The 23,887-nt window shown below is 44.9% G+C and carries 22 protein-coding genes; 4 read left to right on the top strand and 18 right to left on the bottom strand.

Annotation, left to right across the window (positions count from 1 at the left end):
• Positions 1-183: 183 nt before the first annotated feature.
• Positions 184-1,761: an FMN-binding glutamate synthase family protein gene (locus AC1U9Z_RS04245; RefSeq protein WP_479955890.1), complete on the bottom strand. Its 1,578-nt coding sequence runs from the start codon at positions 1,759-1,761 to the stop codon at positions 184-186.
• A gap of 250 nt (positions 1,762-2,011) precedes the next feature.
• Positions 2,012-2,587: an ANTAR domain-containing response regulator gene (locus tag AC1U9Z_RS04240; RefSeq protein WP_333532040.1), complete on the bottom strand. Its 576-nt coding sequence runs from the start codon at positions 2,585-2,587 to the stop codon at positions 2,012-2,014.
• A 353-nt stretch (positions 2,588-2,940) separates the two neighbouring features.
• Here AC1U9Z_RS04240 and gdhA point away from each other — a divergent pair, with 353 nt between their 5' ends.
• A complete protein-coding gene (gene gdhA, locus AC1U9Z_RS04235; RefSeq protein ID WP_333532041.1) occupies positions 2,941-4,308 on the top strand; it encodes an NADP-specific glutamate dehydrogenase in 1,368 nt (455 codons plus the stop codon).
• Between the two features lie 62 nt (positions 4,309-4,370).
• On the opposite strand, the gene AC1U9Z_RS04230 is transcribed toward gdhA, so the two are convergent.
• Positions 4,371-5,669 (bottom strand): glutamine synthetase family protein, encoded by a 1,299-nt coding sequence (locus AC1U9Z_RS04230; protein ID WP_479955888.1) that lies wholly within the window; start codon positions 5,667-5,669, stop codon positions 4,371-4,373.
• 399 nt (positions 5,670-6,068) lie between these two features.
• On the opposite strand from AC1U9Z_RS04230, the gene AC1U9Z_RS04225 reads away from it, so the two are divergent.
• Entirely contained in the window at positions 6,069-7,205 is a 1,137-nt protein-coding gene (locus AC1U9Z_RS04225) for a PRK06851 family protein (RefSeq protein WP_479955886.1), read from the top strand.
• Between the two features lie 81 nt (positions 7,206-7,286).
• Here AC1U9Z_RS04225 and AC1U9Z_RS04220 read toward each other — a convergent pair whose 3' ends face one another.
• The 6 genes from AC1U9Z_RS04220 to AC1U9Z_RS04195 form a co-directional block, all read right to left on the bottom strand.
• Positions 7,287-7,538: a 4Fe-4S dicluster domain-containing protein gene (locus AC1U9Z_RS04220; protein ID WP_333532044.1), complete on the bottom strand. Its 252-nt coding sequence runs from the start codon at positions 7,536-7,538 to the stop codon at positions 7,287-7,289.
• Between the two features lie 11 nt (positions 7,539-7,549).
• The gene (locus tag AC1U9Z_RS04215; RefSeq protein ID WP_333532045.1) at positions 7,550-8,113 is read right to left on the bottom strand and encodes a 2-oxoacid:acceptor oxidoreductase family protein; all 564 of its coding nucleotides are present in this window, start codon (positions 8,111-8,113) and stop codon (positions 7,550-7,552) included.
• A complete protein-coding gene (locus AC1U9Z_RS04210; RefSeq protein WP_333532046.1) occupies positions 8,106-8,879 on the bottom strand; it encodes a thiamine pyrophosphate-dependent enzyme in 774 nt (257 codons plus the stop codon). The genes AC1U9Z_RS04215 and AC1U9Z_RS04210 overlap by 8 nt, the downstream gene beginning before the upstream one ends.
• 30 nt (positions 8,880-8,909) lie before the next feature.
• Positions 8,910-9,995 (bottom strand): transketolase C-terminal domain-containing protein, encoded by a 1,086-nt coding sequence (locus AC1U9Z_RS04205; protein WP_333532047.1) that lies wholly within the window; start codon positions 9,993-9,995, stop codon positions 8,910-8,912.
• A gap of 540 nt (positions 9,996-10,535) precedes the next feature.
• On the bottom strand, positions 10,536-11,357 hold the full coding sequence (locus AC1U9Z_RS04200) for an ankyrin repeat domain-containing protein (protein WP_479955883.1): 822 nt from the start codon (positions 11,355-11,357) through the stop codon (positions 10,536-10,538).
• A gap of 1,552 nt (positions 11,358-12,909) precedes the next feature.
• Positions 12,910-13,050 carry a hypothetical protein gene (locus AC1U9Z_RS04195; protein ID WP_479955881.1) on the bottom strand — a complete coding sequence of 47 codons (141 nt, stop codon included), beginning with the start codon at positions 13,048-13,050 and terminating at the stop codon, positions 12,910-12,912.
• Between the two features lie 367 nt (positions 13,051-13,417).
• Between AC1U9Z_RS04195 and AC1U9Z_RS04190 the strand changes: the two genes are divergently transcribed.
• Positions 13,418-13,720 (top strand): zinc-ribbon domain containing protein, encoded by a 303-nt coding sequence (locus tag AC1U9Z_RS04190; RefSeq protein ID WP_333532049.1) that lies wholly within the window; start codon positions 13,418-13,420, stop codon positions 13,718-13,720.
• A gap of 200 nt (positions 13,721-13,920) precedes the next feature.
• On the opposite strand, the gene AC1U9Z_RS04185 is transcribed toward AC1U9Z_RS04190, so the two are convergent.
• The 6 genes from AC1U9Z_RS04185 to AC1U9Z_RS04160 all read right to left on the bottom strand — a co-directional run bounded on the left by AC1U9Z_RS04185 (position 13,921) and on the right by AC1U9Z_RS04160 (position 20,781).
• Complete coding sequence (locus tag AC1U9Z_RS04185) at positions 13,921-14,832, bottom strand: hypothetical protein (protein ID WP_333532050.1); 912 nt, start codon at positions 14,830-14,832, stop codon at positions 13,921-13,923.
• Positions 14,833-15,105: 273 nt separating this feature from the next.
• Complete coding sequence (locus AC1U9Z_RS04180; RefSeq protein WP_333532051.1) at positions 15,106-15,933, bottom strand: alpha-helical endospore appendage domain-containing protein; 828 nt, start codon at positions 15,931-15,933, stop codon at positions 15,106-15,108.
• A 186-nt stretch (positions 15,934-16,119) separates the two neighbouring features.
• A complete protein-coding gene (locus AC1U9Z_RS04175; protein WP_479955879.1) occupies positions 16,120-16,776 on the bottom strand; it encodes a BclA C-terminal domain-containing protein in 657 nt (218 codons plus the stop codon).
• 99 nt (positions 16,777-16,875) lie between these two features.
• Entirely contained in the window at positions 16,876-19,170 is a 2,295-nt protein-coding gene (locus AC1U9Z_RS04170) for a VirD4-like conjugal transfer protein, CD1115 family (protein ID WP_479955946.1), read from the bottom strand.
• Positions 19,167-19,844 carry a DUF7768 domain-containing protein gene (locus AC1U9Z_RS04165; protein ID WP_479955944.1) on the bottom strand — a complete coding sequence of 226 codons (678 nt, stop codon included), beginning with the start codon at positions 19,842-19,844 and terminating at the stop codon, positions 19,167-19,169. The genes AC1U9Z_RS04170 and AC1U9Z_RS04165 overlap by 4 nt, the downstream gene beginning before the upstream one ends.
• 100 nt (positions 19,845-19,944) lie before the next feature.
• Complete coding sequence (locus AC1U9Z_RS04160) at positions 19,945-20,781, bottom strand: hypothetical protein (RefSeq protein ID WP_479955877.1); 837 nt, start codon at positions 20,779-20,781, stop codon at positions 19,945-19,947.
• A gap of 145 nt (positions 20,782-20,926) precedes the next feature.
• Here AC1U9Z_RS04160 and AC1U9Z_RS04155 point away from each other — a divergent pair, with 145 nt between their 5' ends.
• Positions 20,927-21,235, top strand: coding sequence for a helix-turn-helix domain-containing protein (locus tag AC1U9Z_RS04155; protein WP_479955875.1), 309 nt, complete (start codon positions 20,927-20,929; stop codon positions 21,233-21,235).
• 30 nt (positions 21,236-21,265) lie between these two features.
• On the opposite strand, the gene AC1U9Z_RS04150 is transcribed toward AC1U9Z_RS04155, so the two are convergent.
• Genes AC1U9Z_RS04150 through mobP3 form a run of 3 tightly spaced genes read right to left on the bottom strand, consistent with a single transcriptional unit; the run spans position 21,266 to position 23,873 of the window.
• Positions 21,266-21,949: a hypothetical protein gene (locus AC1U9Z_RS04150; protein ID WP_479955873.1), complete on the bottom strand. Its 684-nt coding sequence runs from the start codon at positions 21,947-21,949 to the stop codon at positions 21,266-21,268.
• Positions 21,950-21,960: 11 nt separating this feature from the next.
• Entirely contained in the window at positions 21,961-22,632 is a 672-nt protein-coding gene (locus AC1U9Z_RS04145) for a hypothetical protein (RefSeq protein ID WP_479955871.1), read from the bottom strand.
• Positions 22,633-22,652: 20 nt separating this feature from the next.
• Positions 22,653-23,873, bottom strand: coding sequence for a MobP3 family relaxase (gene mobP3 / locus AC1U9Z_RS04140; RefSeq protein ID WP_479955943.1), 1,221 nt, complete (start codon positions 23,871-23,873; stop codon positions 22,653-22,655).
• Between the last annotated feature and the right edge of the window lie 14 nt (positions 23,874-23,887).

Here is a 23,887-nt window from a genome sequence, read left to right as displayed (position 1 = left end):
CCATTGTAGGCCTCATTGCCAAATCATATGCACAATGTGCTTTTCAATTATTTAAATTATATATGAAAATCTTAGAAATATCTACCCCTAAATATAGGACATTATGCTTCTGGAAAAACTCTGCTGCCTAAACCAATTAATAGAAAGGCCTAGACAAAAGAGGCTTCAGGTCCTCCTGCATAATTAACCAAGAATACTTTCCACTTCAGCAGCATCGGCATCCATAATGTACTTGATGCCGCTTACCTGAGCTGCCTCCGGAGTTATCGCCACCAAATCATCCCGGGTAATGTATTCTAATGCAAATTTACGTGCACCGCACATAAACTGGCGCAGACCCTGAGATAAGCGTTCGAAGTAGGAGTATACGCCGATAGCACCTACCGGTAGATCCTTGTAGCGATCACCCAACTTCTCTTTCAATACAGCAGCGTTAATGAATATTTGCTCTAGGGTTTCACCGTATTTCTTATATTCATTGGGAACTTTGCCGGTTTTTAGCATTTCACCAATATTCTTACCAACCATAGCAGCGGTCAGTGGAGAACGTGCCATGGCAATAGCCTTAACAAAGGGAGCACTCATGGCCAGGCCTTTAAACATGTGATCTTCCAGCGTTAAGCCGCCCGCAATTGCAATGGGGGGCACGTATTCGCCCTTGGCAGCCAGTTTATCACAGTACTTCGTTAGCAAAGACTGAATGTAAACAGTGGGTAAGCCCCATTCGTTCATCATCCGCCAGGGACTCATACCAGTACCGCCACCGGCACCATCCACCGTCAGCAGATCAATTTTAGCGATGGATGCAAATTTTACAGACCGGGCTAAGTCAGCAGGACGGTAGGCACCGGTTTTTAAGAATACGTACTTTGCACCAGCAGCACGCAGGTCTTCTACTCGCTTAACAAAGTCCTCTTCGCTAACCATACCAATGCGGGAGTGACGCTCAAACTCTTTGAAGGCACCGGCTTGATAAGCTTCCTGTACCTTTGGGTCCTCGGGGTTAGGCAATACAATGTAGCCCCGGCTCTTTAATTGCAGGGCACGTTCCAGACTATTTAGCTTAACTTCCCCGCCAATATCCTTAGCACCTTGGCCCCACTTGATCTCAACTGCTTCTACCCCCAATTTTTCCAAAGCATATTCCTGTACGCCAAGCATGGTATCCTCAACATTGGCCTGAACAGCAATGAAACCAGTACCTTGGGACCACTCTTGGAAATCCTTAATTCTTCTAGCTAAATTGGGAGAGTGAAACACCCGGCCATTTTTAATCTCCACATTGGGATCCATTGCGCAAACATTCTCACCGATGGCAATACCTGCACCGGAAATAGCACAACCAGCAGCCAGATGATCCCAGTTATCCGAAGCAATATTGGTAGAACCCATGGCAGCAACCACGATGGGTGTCGTAAGTTTCAGGTCTTTGTTGACACCTAGATATGTTTCCAAATTAACAGCGGGGAAAATAGCCTTATTTGAATCTGCTTCAATTCCTTTAGCACCCACAGCCGTACCCATAATGTTAAAATGGGAGTAGTCCACCGGATAATCCTTTTGGGACGCAGAAGTTACCTTGCCGAAGGGTTGGGGGTAAAGACTTTCCTTGCCACGTATGGCAGATTTACCAATCTCGCAGAAACCAGGGCAGCCATCTAAACAAGTGCTGCACATACCGCTAAAGGGACAGTAGCTATCCGGGGTACGTAGTTTGGTTAGGGTAGCCGAACTGGCATTTGTGCCTTTACTATAAGTCATTTACATTACCTCCTAAAAATGATTCGTTTGTGCGTTTAAATACCTACCTTCCAACACCAAAGTCGGTGAAGAAAATCGTGGCTTAAAAAACAAAAACGCCCCAACCAGACCCTTACTTTAAAAGGTCCAGTTGGGACGCCTTTGCCCCTTTGGTTATTTACTTGGTATCTTTACTATACCTATAACGATGTACTTTAGTCAATAAGGAGCCTCTTGATATATTGTATACTTAGAAGGTACACCTCTACGCTTATTTTGTCAGTGAAGCAATAATCAATTGGGCCACCTTTGCCAATGAACAACACCGATCCATACTTAGCTTTTGCATATAGCGATGGGCTTTCTGTTCATTAAAGCCCTTTTTCTCTATGAGCAGCCCTTTAGCCTGTTCAACCAAACGTTGTTCCTCGAGCTTCTTCTTTAGCTTTTTGTTTTCTTCCTCCATCCGAACCAATCGCTTAAAGGTTGCCAGAGCCATCTCCAATGTAGGGATTAAACTCAAAATCTCAATGGGTTTAATTAAAAAACCTAGGATAGAAGATACCTTTGCCTCTTCCAACAATTCCCGATGAGTCTGGGAAGTAATTAATACCACTGGGGCCAGATGATGTTCAACTATGGTTCTGGCAATTTCCAATCCCCTACTGCCTGGAATTTCCCCCTCCATTAGTACAATATCTGGTTGATGCTGAAAGGCAGCCTGTAGCGTACCTTGGCCATCTTCGGTCTCCGCAACCACCAAGTATCCATGCTGTTGAAGTGTGTTTTTAAGACTTTTTCGAAAATCCGGGTCCGGGTCTGCCAGCAGAACTCGCCTACCAAACATATTTACACCCCAATTTTCATGACGTTTGAATAAAGATACTATTTATTCTATGGATATGTCTATCCTTTTATTGGTAGACTCATATCAAGTATAAGGATGTCCAACGCGAAAAGCAATTGTCAAAATAACTAAGGAAAATCTAAATAATAACGTATTTTCATGATCGGACAGGGTCTCTTTTTGTCCCTAAAATAAAATATCTTTAAAGGAATATGGTTATCATATTGTATTATTTCCTGTTAAATATTGTTTTGAAGGATTATTAATTATATTATAGTCATGTAAGAAAAAACCATTTACCGATGCTATTTGTTTAGGCCATAAAACGATAAATAAAGAAGGAGCGGTAGAAAATGACTACACCACAGAGTGTCCAAGTAGCACAAGCCTATGTAAAAGAGGTTTATGAGTCCGTGCAAAGAAGGAATCCCAACGAAAGTGAGTTTCACCAGGCTGTAAAGGAAATTCTTGAATCCCTTGTCCCTGCATTGGCAAAGCATCCTGAATACATGGAAAATAGTATTTTGGAAAGACTTGTGGAACCAGAAAGAATGATAACTTTTAGGGTTCCCTGGGTTGATGATCAAGGTAAGCCAAGGGTGAATCGTGGTTTCCGTGTACAGTTTAACAGTGCCATCGGACCTTACAAGGGTGGTATTCGATTCCATCCTTCTGTTAATGCCAGTATCATGAAGTTTTTAGGATTTGAACAAATTCTTAAGAACTCCCTAACTGGCCAACCCATCGGTGGTGGAAAAGGTGGCTCAGACTTTGACCCCAAGGGAAAATCCGACGGAGAAATGATGAGATTTACCCAAAGCTTTATGACCGAGCTTTGCAAATATATTGGACCGGATATTGACGTTCCCGCTGGAGATATTGGCGTTGGGGCAAGAGAAATTGGCTTTATGTTTGGTCAATACAAAAGAATTCGCGGGGGCTATGAAGCCGGTGTGTTAACTGGCAAGGGACTTAGCTACGGCGGAAGTTTAGCCAGAAAAGAGGCCACAGGATATGGTGCTGTTTATCTTGTAGAAGAAATGTTGAAGGACAAAGGCCTCAGCTTTAACGGAAGTACCGTGGTCATATCTGGCTCAGGCAATGTTGCGATCTATGCCACAGAAAAGGCTAGCCAATTGGGTGCCAAGGTTGTAGCTTGTAGTGATTCAAATGGCTATGTCTATGATAAAAATGGTATTGACTTAAAAACAGTTAAAAGACTAAAAGAGATTGAGAGAAAAAGAATATCCGAATATGTCAAAGAACATCCCGAAGCTGAGTATTTTGAAGGTTGCTCCGGCATCTGGTCCATCCCCTGTGATATCGCTATGCCCTGTGCCACTCAGAATGAAATCGATGAAAATTCAGCCAAGACACTGGTAAGCAATGGGGTAAAGGCAATTGGTGAAGGAGCAAACATGCCCTCCACTCTGGAAGCTATCAATGTATTTTTAAAGAATAATGTCCTCTTTGCCCCGGCCAAGGCGGCCAATGCTGGTGGGGTTTCCGTTTCTGCACTGGAAATGTCCCAAAACAGCATGAGACTATCCTGGACCTTTGAAGAAGTGGATAATAAGTTACATGATATAATGACAAACATTTATCGAAGTAGCGTTAAAGCCGCAGAGGAATATGGCTATCCTGGCAACTTGGTTGTTGGTGCTAATATCGCAGGCTTTATTAAAGTTGCCGAGGCTATGCTGGCCCAAGGGGTCATTTAGTCAATTTTTCACCCCATGACTTAAGTCGTGGGGTGTTTTTATGTCTTGGGACCGTATGTTTATTAATAATTGGTTAGATATTTTTCTATCTCCCAAGGATGCACATGGTTATGGAAATCCTCCCATTCCTGTTTCTTGTAATCCAAATAACGTTCAAAAATTACCGGGCCAAGTATTCCCTTAATATACGCATCACGCTCCAAGGCTTCTATGGCCTCTCCTAAATTTTTGGGTACTCTGTGATCCACCGTATTTTCATCCAATGAGGTTGGGAGGGGCAATCGATGTTCTATCCCCATCGACCCCGCTTGCATCACTAAATAGAGGGCAAGGTATGGGTTACAGGTGGCATCTGAACTTCTTAAAACAATTCGAGTATCGTCACCTCTCTGGCTTGGCACACGAATCATGGAATTGCGGTTGCCTTCAGACCAGCCTTTTAAAATACGGTCTAAATTGGCATAGCCCAGTCGTTTGTAGGAATTAACCAAGGGATTAATCACAGCGGTAATGGCAGAAGCATGGTTGGTTATTCCCGCAATAAGACTACCTCCCTGTGTACTAAGACCATATTGAGCCACAGCATCATACAAAGCATTCCTTCCTTCCTGCCGCAAACAAATACTCAAGGCCATGCCAGATCCATTAAAATCGGGCAAAGGCTTGGGCATAAAGGACGCATGTAAACCATGCCGTTGAGCAATGGTCCGTACCACAAATTTGAAAGTAGCAATTTTATCAGCCATGTTTAAGGGCTCATCTTCTCGCAGCACAATTTCATGTTGACCTGGGGCACTCTCATGGTGACTGGCGACTATTTGAAACCCCATTTCTTCTAAGGTAAGCACCATATCCCGGCGAGCATTCTCGCCCAAGTCCACAGGGGTCAAATCACAAAGGCCTGCGTTATCGTGGGTACAAGGGATAGGATGACCTTTCTGATTTGTTTGGAAAAGAAAAAATTCAATTTCTGCCCCAAAGGTAAGTTCAAAGTTATTTTTTCTTAGCCATACCAGCGAATCTCTTAATTTACTTCGGACACAACCAGGATAAGGATTCCCGTCTGCATCAATGATATCACAAATTAATCTTGCCACCGCCCCTTCCCGGGGACGCCAAGGAAAGACTTGAAAGGTGTTTGGATCTGGTCTTAAAAAAACATCCCTTTGAAGAACTCCATATTTTCCCTCAACCACCGCACTGTCTAGGCTAATCTTGGAATGCAACGCACTTTCAAGTTCTTCAACTGTGACAGCAACGTTTTTAAAAGAACCTTGAATATCCGTAAATTGCAGTCTGACAAATTTTACGTGACATTCCTGTGCCCTTTCAATTACTTCTTGAACCGCTAAAGGCTGCATCTTGTTTACCCCCTTGCTGATACTGTATGAAGAAAGTTCCTACCCTATCCTTACTTCCTGAATGGATCTGGCAAATTCCAATTCACGATTGCTCGGAAGTTTTCCCTGTTTCTAAAGCATTTTTATTACCAAATCTCTCCTACAAGGATTGACTTATTTAAAGTATAAGGATACCAAGTACGAAAAGCAATTGTTAGAAAACCAAAGACCTGCTAAAAGTCAGTACCTGTATACATAATTATCCCGAAAAAATATCATATCAATCATCATTAATTAATAAGAATAAACATATTAGATGTCACAACGTGGTAATCGCTCATAAGCACCGCATAGGGTATGGTTTTCCCTAATGTATGGTGCCTTATTGATCGATTCGAAATTTTACAAGGGGGTAAATTTATGGGTAAAGGAAAACTTAAAAAAGTTTTTCCCGGCGGCAATACAAGTCGCGGCTTTTTCTCTTACTACGATTATCTTATCAAGCCGGATGCCACCCGTATCCTGGTTCTCAAGGGTGGTCCAGGCGTAGGAAAATCTACTTTCATGCGCTACATTGGGGAGCAAATGTTGGATAAAGGCTATGATGTTGAGTACCACTGCTGCTCCTCGGATAATGGCTCCTTAGATGGGGTATGCATCCCCTCAATTGGTGTGGCCTTGCTGGATGGCACCGCCCCTCACGTGGTCGACCCCAAAAACCCTGGTGCGGTGGATGAGGTTATCAATTTAGGTGAATATTGGAATGAAGCTAATATCAGGAAAAATAAGGATCTTATTATAAAGGCCAATACCCGGGTAGGACGCCTTTTTAAAATTGCCTATCATCAATTAAATGAAGCTAAGGCTATCAAGGATGAATTGGATAGTTATTATGCCGAGGCTATCAATATGGGTGGTGTCAATGGAATGATCCACAGCATCGCCGAAGATATATTGGAAGATTTAGTTAAAGAAAAAAAGATGCAGTTTGAAAAGGAAGCCTTTGCTAGACACCTATTTGGCACTGCCATCACACCCAATGGTCAGGACCATTATTTGGAAACCATTTTAGATGGTATTAAGAAATTGTATTTTATTACTGGAGATGCCCACACGATCGGTTCTCAGGTAGTCGGCACCATTGCCCAAGCAATGCATATGCACGGGCTAAACACCGAAGTTTATCACTGTGCCTTTGAACCAACGGCTGTGGATTTAGTAGTTGTCCCCGAGCTAAAAATAGCTGTTTTGAAAGATATACCCGGTATTGATTTAAAACTTCAAGGCATACCCGGCTTGAAGAAGGTAAAAATTAAAGATCTCAACCAGCACCTGAAGCAAGATGTCTTAGTTGCTTATGAGAGGGAAATTAAGTGTGCTAACGAAAGACTTCACTCCGCCATTGGTCGTGCCATCAGTTACATCGCCGCAGCCAAAGCTGAGCATGATGTATTAGAGCAGTTTTATATACCGACCATGGATTTTGATGCAATTAGTGCCAAAAGGGATGAAACCCTGGCCCGGATTTTAAAATATGCGGAGGAAATAACGACTTAAATTAAGAAAAAGCCGATAATTCTCACATTTGAGATTATCGGCTTTGCTTATTATCGTGCCTCTTAACCAACGAACATCGACTTATTCTTCCGCTTTCTTAGACTTTCTTTGTACAAAAATGGCTGCATCGGGGCAAACCATCTGGCAAATGCCGCAGCCATTGCACTCATCACTGCTCTCCACTGCCGGAGTACTATATACGCCTAGCTTTTTGGAAAAGGATAGACTCTTCTTGGGGCATTTCTGAATGCACAAACCACAGCCCTTACACAGGCCAAGGAAAATAGTCCAATCACTTTTGGTTAATTCTAGGGTCTGAGCTCTGAATTCCATGATTTCCCCCCCTATTTCATCAGCTCAATGCCGCGTTCAATGGCCTTAAAATTCATTTCACGCAGTTGAGGATTCTGTTCAAATTTATAACCCAATTTCTTCTCAATGGCAGACTTGGCAGCATCCACAGGGATAACTCCGGTGGCACCAATTACAGCACCCATGATCAGAATGTTAAATACGCGGGGGTGTAGTTCATTTTGGGAAATTTCTAAGGCGGGAATGGCTAATACTTTCTTTGCCTCGCCTTCCTTAGGTAAATCATTTTCTACGCCTTGGATGCTGGCATCATAGACAAAAACAGTATTGGCATCCACATATTGTCTGCAACGGCGTACAGCACGATCACTTAGGGCAACCAAAATATCTGCCTTGTCAAACTTCGGAGCACCAATGTGCTTATCATGAATTTGTAAAAAGGCGATGGATACACCACCACGCTGCTCAACACCAAAGTTTGGTATATAAAGGGCTTCCCGACCCAGTTCATTGGCAGCATCAGCAAGAATCCCTGCCACAGATTGAACACCCTGGCCACCTTCACCGGCCATGCAAATCTTAACAGCCTTAGCCATTCTGCTGAACCTCCTTTTTAACCTCGAAGGGGTTCTTCTTTTCTCCAACCTTATAGTACTGAGGCATTTCTTTTTCGATAAAGGCCCAAGTCTTCTCGGCATTGGTGCGCCAGTTGGTGGGGCAGCCTGCCAGAGCTTCCACAAAGGAGAAACCTCTGCCATCCATTTGGTTTTGCAGTGCTTTTTTAATATAACCCTTTAGCTGCTTCAAATTAGCAGTGGTACCGCGGGCCACATAGGCTCCCTCTCCGGTGATAGCAGCCAGCATTTCGGGACCCTGGGTTGGCATACCGGTGGCCTCTGGGTCACGACCGTAGGGGGCAGTCTCCACCTTTTGTCCCGGCATGGTGCAGGGGGACATCTGACCACCGGTCATAGCATAGACGGTGTTGTTAGCCAAGAGTACGGTTACCTTCTCGTTCCGGGCAGCAGCGTTGACAATACCGCCAATACCAATGGCATAACCGCCGCCGTCACCCATGTAGGCAACGGTAATCAGGTCGGGATTCGCGCGTTTAATCCCGGTCATTACCGGTGTGGTACGACCGTGGTGGGTTTGTACGCTGTCACAGTTAAAGAAATCCCAGGACAGCAAGGAACAGCCAATGTCACAGCCAAATACGACTCTATCTTGTATTCCCAGTTCATCAATGGCTTCACCTAGGCACTTTAGTACCAGACCATGGCCACAACCGGGACAAAATTTATGGGGTTTTGATTCTGGACGCCAGCTTTTCGGCATGGCAGGTTGTAAAGACACAGACATGTTGAAACCTCCCTCCTTAGCTTTAAAAATCTATAGTGCCTCTTTTGCTCTGGCTACAATCTGTTCTGTGGTGATACCTACACCAGGGCGGAAGAGGGGCACAATTTCTGCCGTTGCACCGTAAATGGCAGACTGAATTAACTTTGCCAATTGGCCTTGGGCAGACTCAGCAATCAATAACTTTTTAGTCTTATCAGCCACTGCTCTCAGTTGCTCTGCTGGGAAGGGGCGAAGAGTGATGGGACGGAAAAATCCTACCTTATAGCCCGCTTCTCTTAATTCCTTTACGGCATCCTTTACGCCACGGAAAACAACACCGTGAGCGATGATGACCAAATCAGCATCTTCTACATTTTCTTGCTCATACTCGATTACTTCCGGTGCCATTTTTTCATAATCAGCAAAGTGTTGTTGTAAAACATCATAGAGTTCTTCCTCTGTGTTAAAGGTATTACGATAAAGACCTGGTTCACGGTCTACACCGATACTACCTGGTTTACCTACATATTTTTCAGAGGGTACTCTGACATAACCCCTTTCCTCAGGATCATATAGGGTTACGGATTCACGCAATTTGGCTTGATAACCGTCGCCTAATACGAAGGTGGGAAAACGGTACTTCCAGGCAGTATTAAAGGCTTTCAGTGTATAATCGAATAGTTCTTGGTGATTGCTTGGGGAATACACAATACGTATTCCTTCACCATTACCACCCTGGGTTGTCATGGTAACTTCCTGTTGGGAGTAAATAACAGTGGCTGTAGATGGGCCACCACGCTGCTGTACGATCGATACCGTTGGCAGTCTCATCATTTCCGCCATAGACATTGGTTCCTGCATCAAGGTGTTACCAGGGCCGGCAGTGGCAGTAAAGGCTTTAAGGCCTGCCAATACACCACCGATGGTGGTAAAACCAGCGGACAATTCATCCTCGGTTTGCAGGAATTTGCGATCATACTTGGGTATTAAACGGGTCCAATAGTGCATAATTTCGTTTTGTGGGGTAATGGGATAGCCGTACATAATATCGGCACCTGCTGCTAAACAAGCCCAGGCAACTACCTCGTTACCCGTCATAAAAGCCCGCTTTTCTCCGATAATGGGTTTTTCTGACATAGGAATTAGTACACCTCCTGTTATAGTAAAGCTTTTTAGGAAACCACCTCATTACTAGCAAGATCAGTTCACATAAAAATTTATAATTTCCCTTTGTAGATTACCTCTGCACCTAAGTACTAGTAAATAAAGTAGTAAAATATGCCTTTCTATACATTTCTGAATATTCCTTTTTTTAAAATTAGAAAAATTGAATAAATTTTAAACCATCGTCTGATTATACAGATGACAAAAAAACTTTTTTGCTCAATAAAAAGCCTCTTTGGGCTTAAAAGGCTCAAAGAAGCTTTTGTGAAAAAATAAACACCGAGTAAAAAAAATTAAAATATTGCTTTTAAACCTCCGTGCAATATCACGGCTAACCCTGGTATAGTCCCTCGATGTTTTCTATCTTGTACTGTATCAGAAATGCCAACCACCACATGGGTAGGCCACCCCCATGGCTGCAATATCACTAAGACTTACTGCTAAGGCTTTATAACCAACCGTAATCTCCAAAACTGGCAATAAACTGGTTATCGCCAATCAGCGCGATATTTGTTAAAAATCGGATTGAGCCTCAACTTTGTTTAGTATTTGTAGAATTAATTTATTATCAATTTTTTTTGCCATATCTAGTGCGGTCTCTCCAACCCAAGAATGGATATCTTGTTTTGCCCCATTTTCAACTAACATTTTAACTACCTCATAATGACTTTGTTCAATGGCATACATCAAAGGAGTCCACCCTTTATCCCTGCATGCGGTATTAATATCAGCACCATTTTCAATTAATGTTTTAACAATCTCCGCATACCCAAAATATGATGCCATCATAAGAGGTGTTTGCCCCAAGTTATTCAGATAATTAACATTTGCACCTTGAGAAATTAATAATTTTACGTCATTAATATATCCCCTTACTAGTGCAGCGGTTAATGCGTTTCCAAAATTAAAGTCTTCTGCATTTATATCTGCTCCTGCTTCTAGGAGAACTTTTTCAACTTCTATATTTCCGTTACTTGATGCATGAATTAGTGCTGTTCCACCATAGGTATCTCTATTATTTATATCAGCTCCAAAGTCAATTAATAGCTTTACAATTTTAACATTACCATTTTTAGATGCCAATATTATAACAGGCTCTTTAGTTTCAGTTATTATCGTATTAGGATCCATACCCGCCCTTAAAAAAAGAAAAGCTACATCCGGTTGGTTATATTCTATAGAATTAATAAACGATTCTGTACTAATAGTAAAACCCCTTTTTTCCAATTCCTCTCTTGCCTGTGATGTATCTGAACAGCCTTGTAATATTACTAATGAGAGGGCGATTATTAGTAAACCGATATATCTTCTAAAGATACCACCACTTCCTTTCACAATATAGTGACTGAACCTTAAATACAAGGGTTCAGTCACTATATATATCATTAGGTTATGCTGGTTGTTTTAAATTTCCCCTAATAATTAGGCCAACCGTTGTTGTACATCTTCGGACTAGCTGCGGTTACTGTCCAATTAGCAGGAGTAGATGAATATGATATACGAACACCGCCGGTACCAATTGAAACACTATTTATTTTTCCGGAATTATAGGTATGACATAAATATCACCTCAAACCATAAGCTTTCACCTCCTTAATCAGTAGATTCGAAAGAGGTGTCTGTGGTTTCAAAAATATATCTTTTAAATCCGACAAAATATTACATATTCTGTGAATAGAGAAAAAGCATGTAATTTGTAGAATGTTGATTAGGGCTTGCCGATTTTAATAGAATCCCAATAAAATCATTAAGAGCGGATAACCACCGGATAAAGCTGGCTAAAATTATCTCCTGGGTATGCATCAAAGATCGCTATACCAATCTTTTTCCCAACAATCGCGGACAAATGGCTAAACCCGTTCGGATGGCCGTAATGCCTATCTCATCATTGTTCGCAACAGAAAGTCTGGTAGGAAAGTTATCCGCAAAGCCATTGGTAAACAACTGCGCTATATAAGGCGAAACCTGCGCGCTGTCGACCGCCTGCTTGTGTAGCCGGTGATGGTCGTGACCCAAGTTAGAAACATCCGAAACATTGCACACTATGCGTATATTTTACGAGCAGCAACTTTACATGTATACTAAGATAAACAACCAAATGGCTAGCATCAACCAGCCGCATGTGCGACCCATTGTGCGGGGTAGTCACAGCCAATACCGAGAGTCGCCATCCGTATTGCAGACGGCATGCATACATGAAAAGGCTGAGTTAGGATGCCTTTAACGAAGGAGTAACCTTGCAGGAATCACACGCCTGATTATACAGATGACAAAATTTTTTTGCTTTTTCACAAAAGCCTCCTTGGTCGTAAACGACCCCAAGAGGCTTTTGTGAAAAAGCAAACCCCCTGTAAAAAAAATGTTAGCATGCAAAAGGGTTTTTCGAATATATGTCGAACTATGTCATTTAAAGCTTTTTGGGCCTAAGCCTATGTGTAATTTATCACAATTTTTTTTAACCATTAACAACATTGGAGGTCTGCATGATACAGGTTAATAATTTTCGGGAAGTTGTAAAACTTAGAAAGACTTGCAAACAGGACTTAGTCTCCTGTGATAATTGTACCTGTCCTCTAAAAGCAAAAGGTACTTTAGGAATGACCGTTTGTGAATTGGTTACCTCTCATATTACGACTGAACCTAAATCCGTAGAAATTGTCCTAAGTTGCCCAGTGGAAGACGATCCTTTGGGTATAAAGAATTTCTTTGAACACTGTGAAAAGGGTTACATTCGACCCACTTCACGGCAATTGGATTTCATGAAACTACAACAGGATAAATGTAAAAGCTGTCCAGCAAACACCCGGTATACCATGCATCACCCAAAATTAGATATTGAAATTTCCCCTCACCTATGTACAACCTTGAAATCCACGGCCCAAACTATTCAAGATGCCGCAAAGGGAGGTTCTTGTTGCATCATCCCTAGGGGCGCCAAAACCCCCCCTAAGTCTTTTTCATTGGGAAAATCGATGTTTAAATAATAAAACCGAGGATAGGTCTTACCATCCTCGGTTTTATTATTCATTGGCTATCACCTTAGCTGCAATTTTATCCTTTATACCTCTTTGTTCGTTCTCTCGTAAGATACTCTCCAAGCCAATACTATCTAGTATTTCATCAATCAATTCCTTATTCATTTTCTTCCCCCCTACAGGTAGTTACCCAATTAGTCTATGCCCCAGAGTAATAAAAGATGACTAATATTTAAATTTTTATTTAATAAAAATAATAACCCTAGTTAACTTGCATTATCTTTTATTTCTGATGTATAATACAATCAGCTCGAAAAATGCTTGGATATACGGTGAACTTTCTCTATTGCCACTGGCTGAGGGGAATTTTTAGAAAACTGTTAGTCCCTAGCACGGGCAATTATTAGAGGAGGTTTTTCCATGTACCAAGACAAAACTTTAAACTGTAAAGATTGTGGTGTAGACTTTGCTTTTACTGCTTCCGAGCAAGAATTCTATGCCGAAAAGGGTTTCACTAACGAACCCGGTCGTTGCCCCGAGTGCCGTGCCGCTCGTAAAGCTCAAAACAACAGAGGAAACAGTGGCTTCAACCGCAACAGAGATCGTCAAATGTTTGACACCATTTGCTCTGCCTGTGGCAAAGAAACCCAAGTTCCTTTCCAACCACGTGGTGATAAGCCCGTATATTGCCGCGATTGCTTCAGACCCCGCAACAACTGGTAGTCAGAAGATTATGGCCGTATAGATTATTCTATACGGCCTTTTAATTTTATGAAAACCCTTCCTAATAGAGCGGGTCCGGCCTGTACCTGATCAACTTATGAAGTATGTCCGATTCCATTTGTCTGTACCACTCGCTCCTCAAAGGCAGCTAATTTTTTAGCCACTAAGGTCTCGCTGACACCTAGAGATTTTGCAATACTTCATTCGGTTGGCAGCAGAGGGTTGCGGTTTAAAATCGTTTCCACTTCTTCGTATCCTGTGGGAAATGCATAGTTGTAACGTGCAGGAAGCGCAAACACGTATCTAGAATTGCGGCCAAGCTCCATGGGTCCCATGGGTGCCCCACCGATATGGAATTTTTCCTGCTGCAATGAATCCCATTGATCGAAAGTAAAAATCATAATCGGGATATCCTGTCGCGGATCTTGGACACTCCACTGAGGATGTCTGATATAAATGATGGGACCAGTTTGGACGGTCTTTTCCGTTTGGGAACCCCCCGGAGCCAAACCTTTCCATTGGTCATTTACAATCGCAAAGCCTTGCCAACTCGTTGGCAAAGGAAAGTTAAAACCGTATTGCGTATTTTTATACACAATGGCGTCACTTGCCTCGCTCGTGCCAAATGTGAAATCATCAATCAACCACCGATCCTTAATCTTTTTAACCACCAGATTGATCGGTTGCTTTCCGGCAAAGCCACCCTTCGTCTGTTCTAAGCTTGTTATTTCAATTATTTCCCCCTTAATCTCGTAGGCCTCCCCCGATAATTTTTTCATCGCGAGAATTTCTATCCGATCGGGCCATGGGCTTGAAACCTCCCGACCGGGAGCATTTTGCGGATCACTCTGCCATTCTGTAAGCAGGCCAGGAGAAACTAAGTCTACATAATTCTTTTGCATGCTTTCACTCAGGATATCTTCGGAGGCTTGAAGTGAAACCAATTGGAGTCTTTGGCCAAAGTCTTTAACTAGGCTCACAACGGCCTGTTCATTGCTTATCTCGGTTGGCCGGGGTTCATCTTTGACCGGCGTCTTGCTTGCACCATTTGTACAACCAAACAAAGCAATACTTAACAACAAAATCAGTATGCATGGTATTATTTTCTTCATTTACTTCCTCCTCGTATATGACCTTATAACTTATAGACGTAAATGTTTTTCTTATGTTTCGCCTAAAGCGTATACATCATCTATCCTGCAGCCCTGCCAACCTCATTCTTGTCCAGCAAGCAAACGCAGCCGGATTTGTCACTTTACATGCTGCACATTGATAGACTACAAGATTCTGGCTATTCACTAGCACAAGAATCCTGTAGTCTTTATTTTTTCACCCAGTTTCCTAAATTTTGATCGCCTTTGCTCATGGTCAGCCAAACGAAAATATTAGTATTCTTTTTGTGGCCTGATTTTTTCCCTTAAATTACCTGACTCAACTGAAACGATCCCACTATTATGATTAAATTTAGTATGGGGAGAACCGATTATCATCTTAAATTTTGCCGTGCAATCATCTCTCCAAAATCTAAGAGTAAAATAAACGGTACACTGTGCCAATCTTTTTCTCCCTTCCTTAATCGCCATAACGCCCTGCCCTTTCATGATCAGTGTATCCGTTCCTTCCATGTCGGAGCATGGCTGAGGCCTTTTCGGGCAACAAATCTCAATGCTTTCCGGAATGGCCAGTAAGATCGCTAAAACCGCATGGCCTTTCTCCTTTTTGCATAAACTATACTTTAAGGACTGGGTCACTTCTTTGTCATAGCAATCGGAGCATACACCACTTTCTACAGAAGCAATGCCCCGATAGAATAGGTCCGACTTATTTGTCACGCAGCCCTCTCCAGAGCCTGTTAAGATGCAGTCTGGTTTGCCTTTGGGTTTTTCCGGAGGGGAACAGGGGGAATCAGGAAATTCCGGTCTCTTATGAATCAAACTAATAACATTTTCCAGTTTTTCCTGCAGGATCATTTGCAGCTTCGTTGTACTTCGTATCACCTTTTCGACCCCTTGGTTGACCTCTTGGATATCCTTAATGGACACCGACTTATTTATTTTGGTATTTAATACATATTGAATTTTTTCTCCTTCTGCATTAATAATATGCGCCAGTCCCATCTCTTCCAGGGCGATGGAGGCCAAGAGCATGGTAAGTGCTTCCTCCCGGTCTAGCGTAATGATGGGAGTTATATTGGGAATATTGGGCAACGACATTAAACACCCTCCCTACAGACACAATTCAAAAACCTTTATACTTATTTTCTGAATACCCGACTAGATTACTTCCTGTTTTTCGCCTGGATTGGCCGCTTATTCCGGCAATATATGGAAAAAGGCTGCAACAGAAAGGTTCCTGACAGCAGCCTCAAATTAAAAACAAACTCTTCGTTACCGGTTATCTTAACTGAGACGAATGATCATGAGAGAGGCCCCTGCTGAATTTCCCAACAAAGCGGTCAGCCCTATAAGGCCAAAAAATTGCAGCGACACCGTAGCTCCGGCTGCTAAATCAATAACAATTTCATTGGCATACCCTGATAAGGATACCACGGGTGATATGATTGAAGCGGTATTGGCCGAACCGTTGATCATCAGCCTGGAACCCATCAAAATACTGGCGGCGGTGTTGATATGATAGGATATACGGTAGCGTCCCGCAGTGTTTATGGTAAAGACGGTATTGGCACCATTAACAGTAATATCAGGAGAAAGCAGTTTGGCACTGGGCAGGGGAATGGAGGTACCCCCTAGCAAAACGTTAATAATTGCTCCGGTGGTATTGGCGGCAAAGCCTGCGGTAGCGGTGGGATTGGGTCCCGGCGCGCCGGTGGGTCCGGCGGGCCCGGCAGGTCCGGTGTCTCCGGTGTCTCCGGTTGGCCCGGTGGGCCCGGTATCTCCGGTGGCTCCAGTGGCCCCGGTCGCCCCGGTGGGTCCGGTGGGTCCAGTGGCACCTGTGTCTCCGGTAGGTCCGGTGGCTCCCGTCGCACCCGTTGCCCCAGCAGCACCATTTCCACCCGTAGGACCTACCGCACCGGCAGCACCCGTCGCGCCTACCAATCCGACAGGACCTATCGCACCCGTAGGGCCGGTTGCCCCTGCTGGTGTCAAGTCAGGACTAAAAAATATTTGATTAAGATAATCCTTTTATGTAGCTATTTACAAATCATCTGTTCCATCTTCATTTTCATTGTGTTTGGAACCTCCTTTCCGAACCCCTTTTTCTGAAAAAATTGCACCCATCTGAGAAGCAAAAGCCTGTGACTTCTGCTGGGCTTCTTTCATCTGCAAGTCCTTGGCGTAATACACCCAAATGTTCCACAGGGGAATATCGCCTGTTATTTTGGACAAAACTGGCCGGGCTGCTTCTCTTGCTTCCCGAACCAGACGGTTATGCTCCTTGCCTCCCAATCCGCACATCTGATTAAAATACCACTGTGACAGATCGGGAGCGTTCATCATAGCCGGATGAGAACGGCTGATGACGATTTGTGCCGGTCGCTGGATTCTGCGGATTTCGTCCGTTGTCAAAAGCTCCCTTGCCACAAGGCTGATGCTGTGGGAGCTGGATGGATTGACATACCGTCCATGTTGGCTGGAAAGCTGATAGGCGCTGGTGGTGTACTTGCCCAGCTTGTCGCACACCTCCTGCAAGGTTTCCTTATCATCCGCTTGCAGATAAATCCATGTCTGGCAGTTGGATTTGACGATAGCCGCTGTTTCTTTGTCGTATTTTAGGGAAAGTTGCTCAAAGGATTGCAGATAGAGGTTAAATCTGCACCCACGTCCGCCCGCTACTGTCAGTTTATTGGGGAAATCATTCAATTTTGTGAAATTCCCGAATTCATCAAGGACAAAATTGACCCGGCGTTCCAGTCTGCCGCCTCGTTGATCGGATTGACGGACCAGCAACTCATAGAGTTGGGATACCATCAGACTGGCAATGGGATAATAGGTGGTCTTTTCATCCGGTAAAATCATAAACAGCGCCTGCTTTTTCTGCCCGATCTCCGATATGTTGTAGTCGCTCTTATGGGTGACAGAGTAGACCGAACGGCTGGTAAACAGGCGCAGGGTAGTCAGTGCCGAGGTATCAAAGCTGCCCTTAGTGCGGCTTGGCGCAACCTCGGCAATAGACATGAGCGCCCGTGCCGGGTGGCTGCTGGGCAGCTTTTTCATGTACTCGCTCATAGGAGTTTTGCCACCCACGGATTTACTCATCTCCGCAATAAACCAGTACACATTGGTCAGGTTCTGATACTCCGGCCGCTTTTTGTTATCCACCACCACACAGAGAATCGCAGCCGCAATGGTGGATTTCTCCCCGTTTTCCCAAATCTTCTCGTTGGAAACATCATCACCCACAAGGATGTTGGTAATATCCCACGCATACATTTCCGCACGCTCCATGTCCCCCTTGTTTACCGCATCAATGACCGGCTGAAGGAGATTGTATCGGGAGCTTTTTTCAGGACTCTTAAAATCCAGACAGATTACCTCAAAGCCCAGCTTTTTTAGGAATACAGATGTGTAGTGGAATAGCTCGGCCTTGGGATCGCTGATGACAAGGCTTTCCCCGGCAAGCCCCAGCATACAGATAGATTGGATGACAAGGCAGCGGGTCTTGCCTGAACGAGTTGCGCCAATGGTCAAGGTATGGGTATCATCGGGAATGTAGTAGAGCCGTTCGGACGGCTCCCCAAGCTCTTTACTGCCGATTTTTTCTGTTCCTACCACGATGCCGCCCTCATCAAACAGCTTGTAGGGATCTGCTTTTTCGTTCTCCGGTTCCGGTTTATCCTGATGGGCGACCGGGGTATCCTGCGGCTGTGATTTGGTTAAATGCGTAGCCGCAAGGTCATAATCCACCGTTTCAAAGTCCGCATCCTGTATCAATTCCTCCTTTTCTTCCTTGGGTTTTATAGGAACAGGCGGTGCGGCGGGTTCGTCCTGTGCCGCCGTACCTTGCCCGGTTTCCGCTTGCTCTAAGGGCATACCTTTATTTTTGCCTTTCTTCACAAACGGCAGATCGTCAAAGCCGGTATCCAACAGCTTGCGAATAAGGGGATTCGCCGGATGGATGACCTGTGTTCCAAATACCTTGCACTTTTCTTCCTCCCGCAGCCACCGGGCCGAGCCGTGCTGGTACTGTCCTACCGGGGCAGGCGTAAAAATATCCTCGGCTACCCGCACAAGCTCACTTTGATAGGGGCGGTTGTTCTGTACCCAAAACAGGACACTGCACAGGCACAGGAAACCCTCAAAGGACAGGAACAACAAAAGCTGCTGGCGCTGGGTGAACAGTCCTGCGATACAATCCCATAACGGGAGTAAAGTCAGGGTGCGTACCCGATGCGACAGCAGCCCATGCAGAGCCGCAGTAAAGAACAGGTTGAAAATTGTGCCAAGGCCGATGATGATGGAGCCTAAAATGAGCTTTTCCTTTTTCTTCATCGGCAAAGCTCTCCCTCCGGCTCTGCGGCTGGCTGTAAGGCAGCATCAAACTCTGGATAAGTCTGTCTGATACAGTCCATCGTTTCAGGCGCAGGAACGCCCCAAACATCACCGCGTCCAACCGCCATGCGATCCCCGTCCACGGGATGCGTTAGATGAATGGTATCGCTGTGGACATAATTCGGGCGGCAACCGGGGCCATGGGTGACAGTCCATATCTGATTGCGGGGTGTCCGATACTCCGGCTTTAGATGCTCATGCCGAAGTACCACAAACTGCCCCTCGTAGCTTTCCCGGTTGCTTTCGGGGGTACAGTCAACCGAAGTTAAAAGCCTGTTTTCATCGGCGCTAATCGGATAGTAATTCGGGTCATGGGGGTGTGTTACAAAAAACATCGGTATCCCATGTTCCTGTGCAAATGCCACCTCACCCTGCATCCCTTGGCTGAATTCGGTTCCCATGACCCACAGCTCATCGGACTTTTCCAGCAGGGCAAGACCAAGCTGCAAACCTTTTTCACGCTGTTCCGGAATGGTATCGTTGCACCATTGGCTGAAAATGATGTGGGGAGCAAGGGGAAGGACACCCTGCTCCCCGGCAAGGCGGCAATATTCCACAGCATTTTTAATATTGGTGTTGTAGTCCCCACGCAGGGGACTTGCGATATACACCATGTTCAAGTTGTTCACCTCCTGAAAAACAAAAAAATGCCCCCCTGCACCATCAATGCGGTGCAGGGGGGCGGTTGCTGTTATTCTATTGATCGTTCAAATATTAAGGCTCATAGCCGAAGTCCTCGGCTTCCTCGCCATGGTCATGGTACTCCTTTGCGGCATCTTCCTCGAAATCCGTGCGTTCCGGCTCATTGGCTGACCGGTCAAGCTGCGTTTGCAGGAACAGGCTGGCAGGAGCGTTCACAGGTGGGATTTTCGCCTCCTCCTGAATCAGCTCGTTATAGTACAAAACGTAGGTTTTGAAGTTCGTGTTCAGCGTAGACAGCAGGCTATCCTCGGAAACAATCATGTCACTCACTTCCTCATAAAGCTGGCGCAATTCAAAAAGAGGGACAGCCGCTGTGGTCAGATCGTAAAGCAGATATTCGCCCTGACGGTTTCCAAAGGCTACAGCCATATCGGACATGAAATTATCGGCCACTGCCTCATGGACAGCAAAGAAATCCTGTCCACCTGACTGTACGAAATAGATACCGTTTCTCACCGGAACAGGAGGGGTTCTGTCTTTTTCTTGCTGGGCAGGCGGGGCGCACTCGCCAAAGTAATCGGTCAGGCGCAGTTTGCCGTCACGCCTGATTTCCTCCATCATCTCCACCGCCTTGGCTTCCATTCGCTTGCAGGCAACCACACGCCGCTGAAGCATTTCATACATGGGAACATCCTTGATGTCCTCGCCGTAGCAGAGCCAATCCCCGTCCTGCTCTGCCATGGAAATGGCTTTGTCCGACAATACCTCCTTGGCCTTATCTTTCGTGACCATAATGCCCTCACGCTCAATGCCGTTTTCATCTGTTGCTACGATAACATAAATATTCAGTGCGATTTCAAGGGCAGTATTGATGTTGCCCCAAATCGACTCTCCACTTGGATGGTTCATAAAATCACGCTCCTTATCTGATAGGTTACTCGACCACACTTACATAATACAACTATATATCCCTATAATCAACCACTATCGTTAGCTTATATTTTGTTGTGTTATATAGCATAATAATAGAAGTATAGAATATAGGAGGATAACGATGGATTTAGCTCAAAAATTCAAACAGCTCCGAACGCAAAGGGACATTAGTGTTTATAAGCTGTCAAAGGACACTGACATATCGCAAAATTATATCCGCAAAATTGAGAAAGGTGAAAGCCAGCCGTCTGTGCTTGTGCTTGAAAAACTATTAAAACGCCTTGGCACAACGATTTCGGAATTTTATAACGAAAGTAACGATGTGCTGTACCCTACTGCATACGAACGGGAACTTATAGAAAGTGTCCGTGTACTGAATCAAGAAAAAGCTGATGCGGTTCTTCATTTCGCAAAGCTGATGGCAAAGTAAGCGGCTGCCCTAACAAGGCAGCCACTTTTTTTATTCCCGTTCGATTCCTCGCTCCATGCTGCCAAAGAGCCAAGAGAAGTCCAGTGCCTTTTCTCTTTTTTGTAATTCCGGCATAATGTCCTCGATTTTATCCACCAGCCGTTCTACGGAGTTGAGATCATCTTGCGTCATGTCGTTGTCAATGGTACGCATTTTGACAAGCCCCGCATAGATAACCTTCAAATCCGTTTCGGAGAAAAGTCGTTTTTCATCAATCAAGCCGCTTCTGGTGGAGAAGCTCTCAAAGGCATCCTCCTTGTTGTAAAAATACTGGCGCTGGATCGGGTTTTTCTTTTCATCACAGCGGTAGGTGGAAAGTACATACTCAAACAGGGGATGATGCTTGCAGGCCAGAACCACGCCGTTATGCTCATTGATTTTATACAGGTTGTTGGGCAGCTTCACGGCGGTTTCCTCGTCAAAGGGCTTATCCGAGCAGACCCCACAAGCTACCGCCGTAGATTTGGCAAGGGTCTGTATCCTGTCCATGAGCTTATCCTGTACCTCCACAAAGGGATTTTTCATCACCATGTCATTCTTGGTGAAAAAGGCAATCAGCTTATCCTTGTGGTAAATGTCCGCCACATAGTCCGGCGAAGTGGAGGGCTGCACGGTAAACCCTTTCTTTTGCAGGATTTCAAAATAGCTTTGATAAAACTCGGTTTTGCTTTTCATAGGCATACTCCTTACATTTCATTCTGAAAATAATGGCGGGGGGAGAGGTCAAGCTGCCCCGGCAGGCTTTCCTCAATCTTTGCCATCAGTTCACGGATACGGCTTTCCTGTCCGCCGTCCATTTCATTATCCAGCATGACGCACCTTGCACAGCAAGATACCAGCGCGCGAAGCTCATCTTGAGAAAAGGAAAGCGGAGCCGGTATTTTTAAGCCGCTGCGTTCCAAAAAATCGTCCTGCGCCAATACGGGATCATAGAAGAAATGTTCCCTGTAAAAGCGTTTGGTGTTGTGCTTCGGCATGGCTTTCTGACAGGTTACAAACTCATATCCAAACAGCGTCGTGCGGCGGCAGAGCAACACCACCACGGCACTCTCAAACACCTTGATATAGGAACCACCTGTCAGCAGAACCGTTTCCGTCCGATCCATGTCCGCAAACGGCGGCTGCATACAACAGGAAAGGTCGGTGCAGGTTTCTTCAGCCGCCTGCTCCAAAGCCCTGACCTTTTCGCCGCCATAGGTTTCAAAAACAAGCTCCCCATCCTGTGTAACCACACAGAACAGGGAGCTTTCATCATAGACTTCGGCAGCTATATCGCTTTCCATAATGCTTTCCACACGGAAACCCGTTCGGGTCAGCCGTGCGAAAAAATCCTCGAAGAACTCTCTCCTCGTTTTCAATCCACATTCCTCCTTGATGTTTAATGCTCATAGCCTTTATCCTGCAATTTCAAAAACAGTTCCTTTTTTGCGTCCTTTGACAGCTCCCGGCCGTTTTTCTTCTCCCAATCATCAAATCGGCTGTCATTATCACGGGTCAGTCCGGAAAGCATATCCAGCGCTTCCATCAACATCTGCTCGGCAAAATAGGAACGGCGGGCGCTTTGGTATTCCTCGGACTTTATTTCATAGTCCAACCGGTTCAAGGCCTTTACCATGCCCAGCACACGGTTTGCAATGATTTTATCCGCTTCCCCGGCAAAGCGCTTCCGCAGGCTGCCAAGGTATTCATCACTGCCGCCATATAGCAGGGCCATCTTCATTTTGCTGTCTATGTAGCGTTCTTTCTGCTCCCTGAGTGCAGGGACATTTTCAAGAAGATACGATACCAGCTCATCCACCTTGGCTTTTATGTCCGGTGTCAGAAGCTGATAGGCAATGCGGCCGGTGGGCGGGAGCGCGGATTTAAGGCGGAATACACGGTCGGCGGTTTCATTCAGTACCGCATCGTCAAAATCAAAGCTGCCGGATAGCTCATTTTCCTCGTCATAGTCAACACGGAGCCGCTTATACTGATCCTTATCCAGCCGCCGCAGATGCTGTTCAAACTCGTCTGCCAGTTCATTGCTGATACTGCGCAGTTCGGCGGTGGACTTGTTTTTCTGCTCCCCATAGGCACGGATGCGCTCCGCAAAGGTATCCTTGATGAGCTGCTTTCTGATAGCATTGGGAACGGCAGGCGGGGTAAAGGGATTTTTGACCCGTGACGAGGTATCCCAAAATACCACATGGATATGGGGATGGTGCTTTTCTTTATGGAGCGCACATGCCCATTGCAAATGCTCACGCCGAATATTATTCTTTTCGGCAATCGTCATCATGTGGTTTTCTATATACCTCTGCCATGCTTTTTGATCGGTCAGGTTTAGTTCAGCAGCCGTTTCCTCGTCAAAAGAAATCACGCTGCGGTACATGGTGATATGCTTTTTGGAATTGGCATAGACCAGCCTTGCCACATCACGCCAGTCCTCAAACTCAGTAACGGGACCAGGGGAGAGTTTTCCGAACAGCCCATGGTTCATGCCCTCATTTTTGGCAACCCTCGGACGGGTGGCGATATAGCGCACATGGGCATAGTTTTTGCCAGCGGTGCTTTTATAATTGGGATTTTTGAATCTCTGCTTATAGACTAAAAGGGAGATTGCCCATCACCTCC

It is taken from the genome of Desulfotomaculum sp. (assembly GCF_982386235.1).
The sequence above is the reverse complement of the archived record's forward strand: the minus strand, read 5'-3'. Positions and strand labels throughout refer to the sequence as shown.

What these genes read in the sequence shown, in the direction of transcription:
- AC1U9Z_RS04245 (WP_479955890.1), bottom strand. Translation starts at nt 1,761, where the DNA reads ATGACTTATAGTAAAGGCACAAATGCCAGTTCGGCTACCCTAACCAAA.
- AC1U9Z_RS04240 (WP_333532040.1), bottom strand. Translation starts at nt 2,587, where the DNA reads ATGTTTGGTAGGCGAGTTCTGCTGGCAGACCCGGACCCGGATTTTCGA.
- gdhA (WP_333532041.1), top strand. Translation starts at nt 2,941, where the DNA reads ATGACTACACCACAGAGTGTCCAAGTAGCACAAGCCTATGTAAAAGAG.
- AC1U9Z_RS04230 (WP_479955888.1), bottom strand. Translation starts at nt 5,669, where the DNA reads ATGCAGCCTTTAGCGGTTCAAGAAGTAATTGAAAGGGCACAGGAATGT.
- AC1U9Z_RS04225 (WP_479955886.1), top strand. Translation starts at nt 6,069, where the DNA reads ATGGGTAAAGGAAAACTTAAAAAAGTTTTTCCCGGCGGCAATACAAGT.
- AC1U9Z_RS04220 (WP_333532044.1), bottom strand. Translation starts at nt 7,538, where the DNA reads ATGGAATTCAGAGCTCAGACCCTAGAATTAACCAAAAGTGATTGGACT.
- AC1U9Z_RS04215 (WP_333532045.1), bottom strand. Translation starts at nt 8,113, where the DNA reads ATGGCTAAGGCTGTTAAGATTTGCATGGCCGGTGAAGGTGGCCAGGGT.
- AC1U9Z_RS04210 (WP_333532046.1), bottom strand. Translation starts at nt 8,879, where the DNA reads ATGTCTGTGTCTTTACAACCTGCCATGCCGAAAAGCTGGCGTCCAGAA.
- AC1U9Z_RS04205 (WP_333532047.1), bottom strand. Translation starts at nt 9,995, where the DNA reads ATGTCAGAAAAACCCATTATCGGAGAAAAGCGGGCTTTTATGACGGGT.
- AC1U9Z_RS04195 (WP_479955881.1), bottom strand. Translation starts at nt 13,050, where the DNA reads ATGAATAATAAAACCGAGGATGGTAAGACCTATCCTCGGTTTTATTAT.
- AC1U9Z_RS04190 (WP_333532049.1), top strand. Translation starts at nt 13,418, where the DNA reads ATGTACCAAGACAAAACTTTAAACTGTAAAGATTGTGGTGTAGACTTT.
- AC1U9Z_RS04185 (WP_333532050.1), bottom strand. Translation starts at nt 14,832, where the DNA reads ATGAAGAAAATAATACCATGCATACTGATTTTGTTGTTAAGTATTGCT.
- AC1U9Z_RS04180 (WP_333532051.1), bottom strand. Translation starts at nt 15,933, where the DNA reads ATGTCGTTGCCCAATATTCCCAATATAACTCCCATCATTACGCTAGAC.
- AC1U9Z_RS04170 (WP_479955946.1), bottom strand. Translation starts at nt 19,170, where the DNA reads ATGAAGAAAAAGGAAAAGCTCATTTTAGGCTCCATCATCATCGGCCTT.
- AC1U9Z_RS04165 (WP_479955944.1), bottom strand. Translation starts at nt 19,844, where the DNA reads ATGGTGTATATCGCAAGTCCCCTGCGTGGGGACTACAACACCAATATT.
- AC1U9Z_RS04160 (WP_479955877.1), bottom strand. Translation starts at nt 20,781, where the DNA reads ATGAACCATCCAAGTGGAGAGTCGATTTGGGGCAACATCAATACTGCC.
- AC1U9Z_RS04155 (WP_479955875.1), top strand. Translation starts at nt 20,927, where the DNA reads ATGGATTTAGCTCAAAAATTCAAACAGCTCCGAACGCAAAGGGACATT.
- AC1U9Z_RS04150 (WP_479955873.1), bottom strand. Translation starts at nt 21,949, where the DNA reads ATGAAAAGCAAAACCGAGTTTTATCAAAGCTATTTTGAAATCCTGCAA.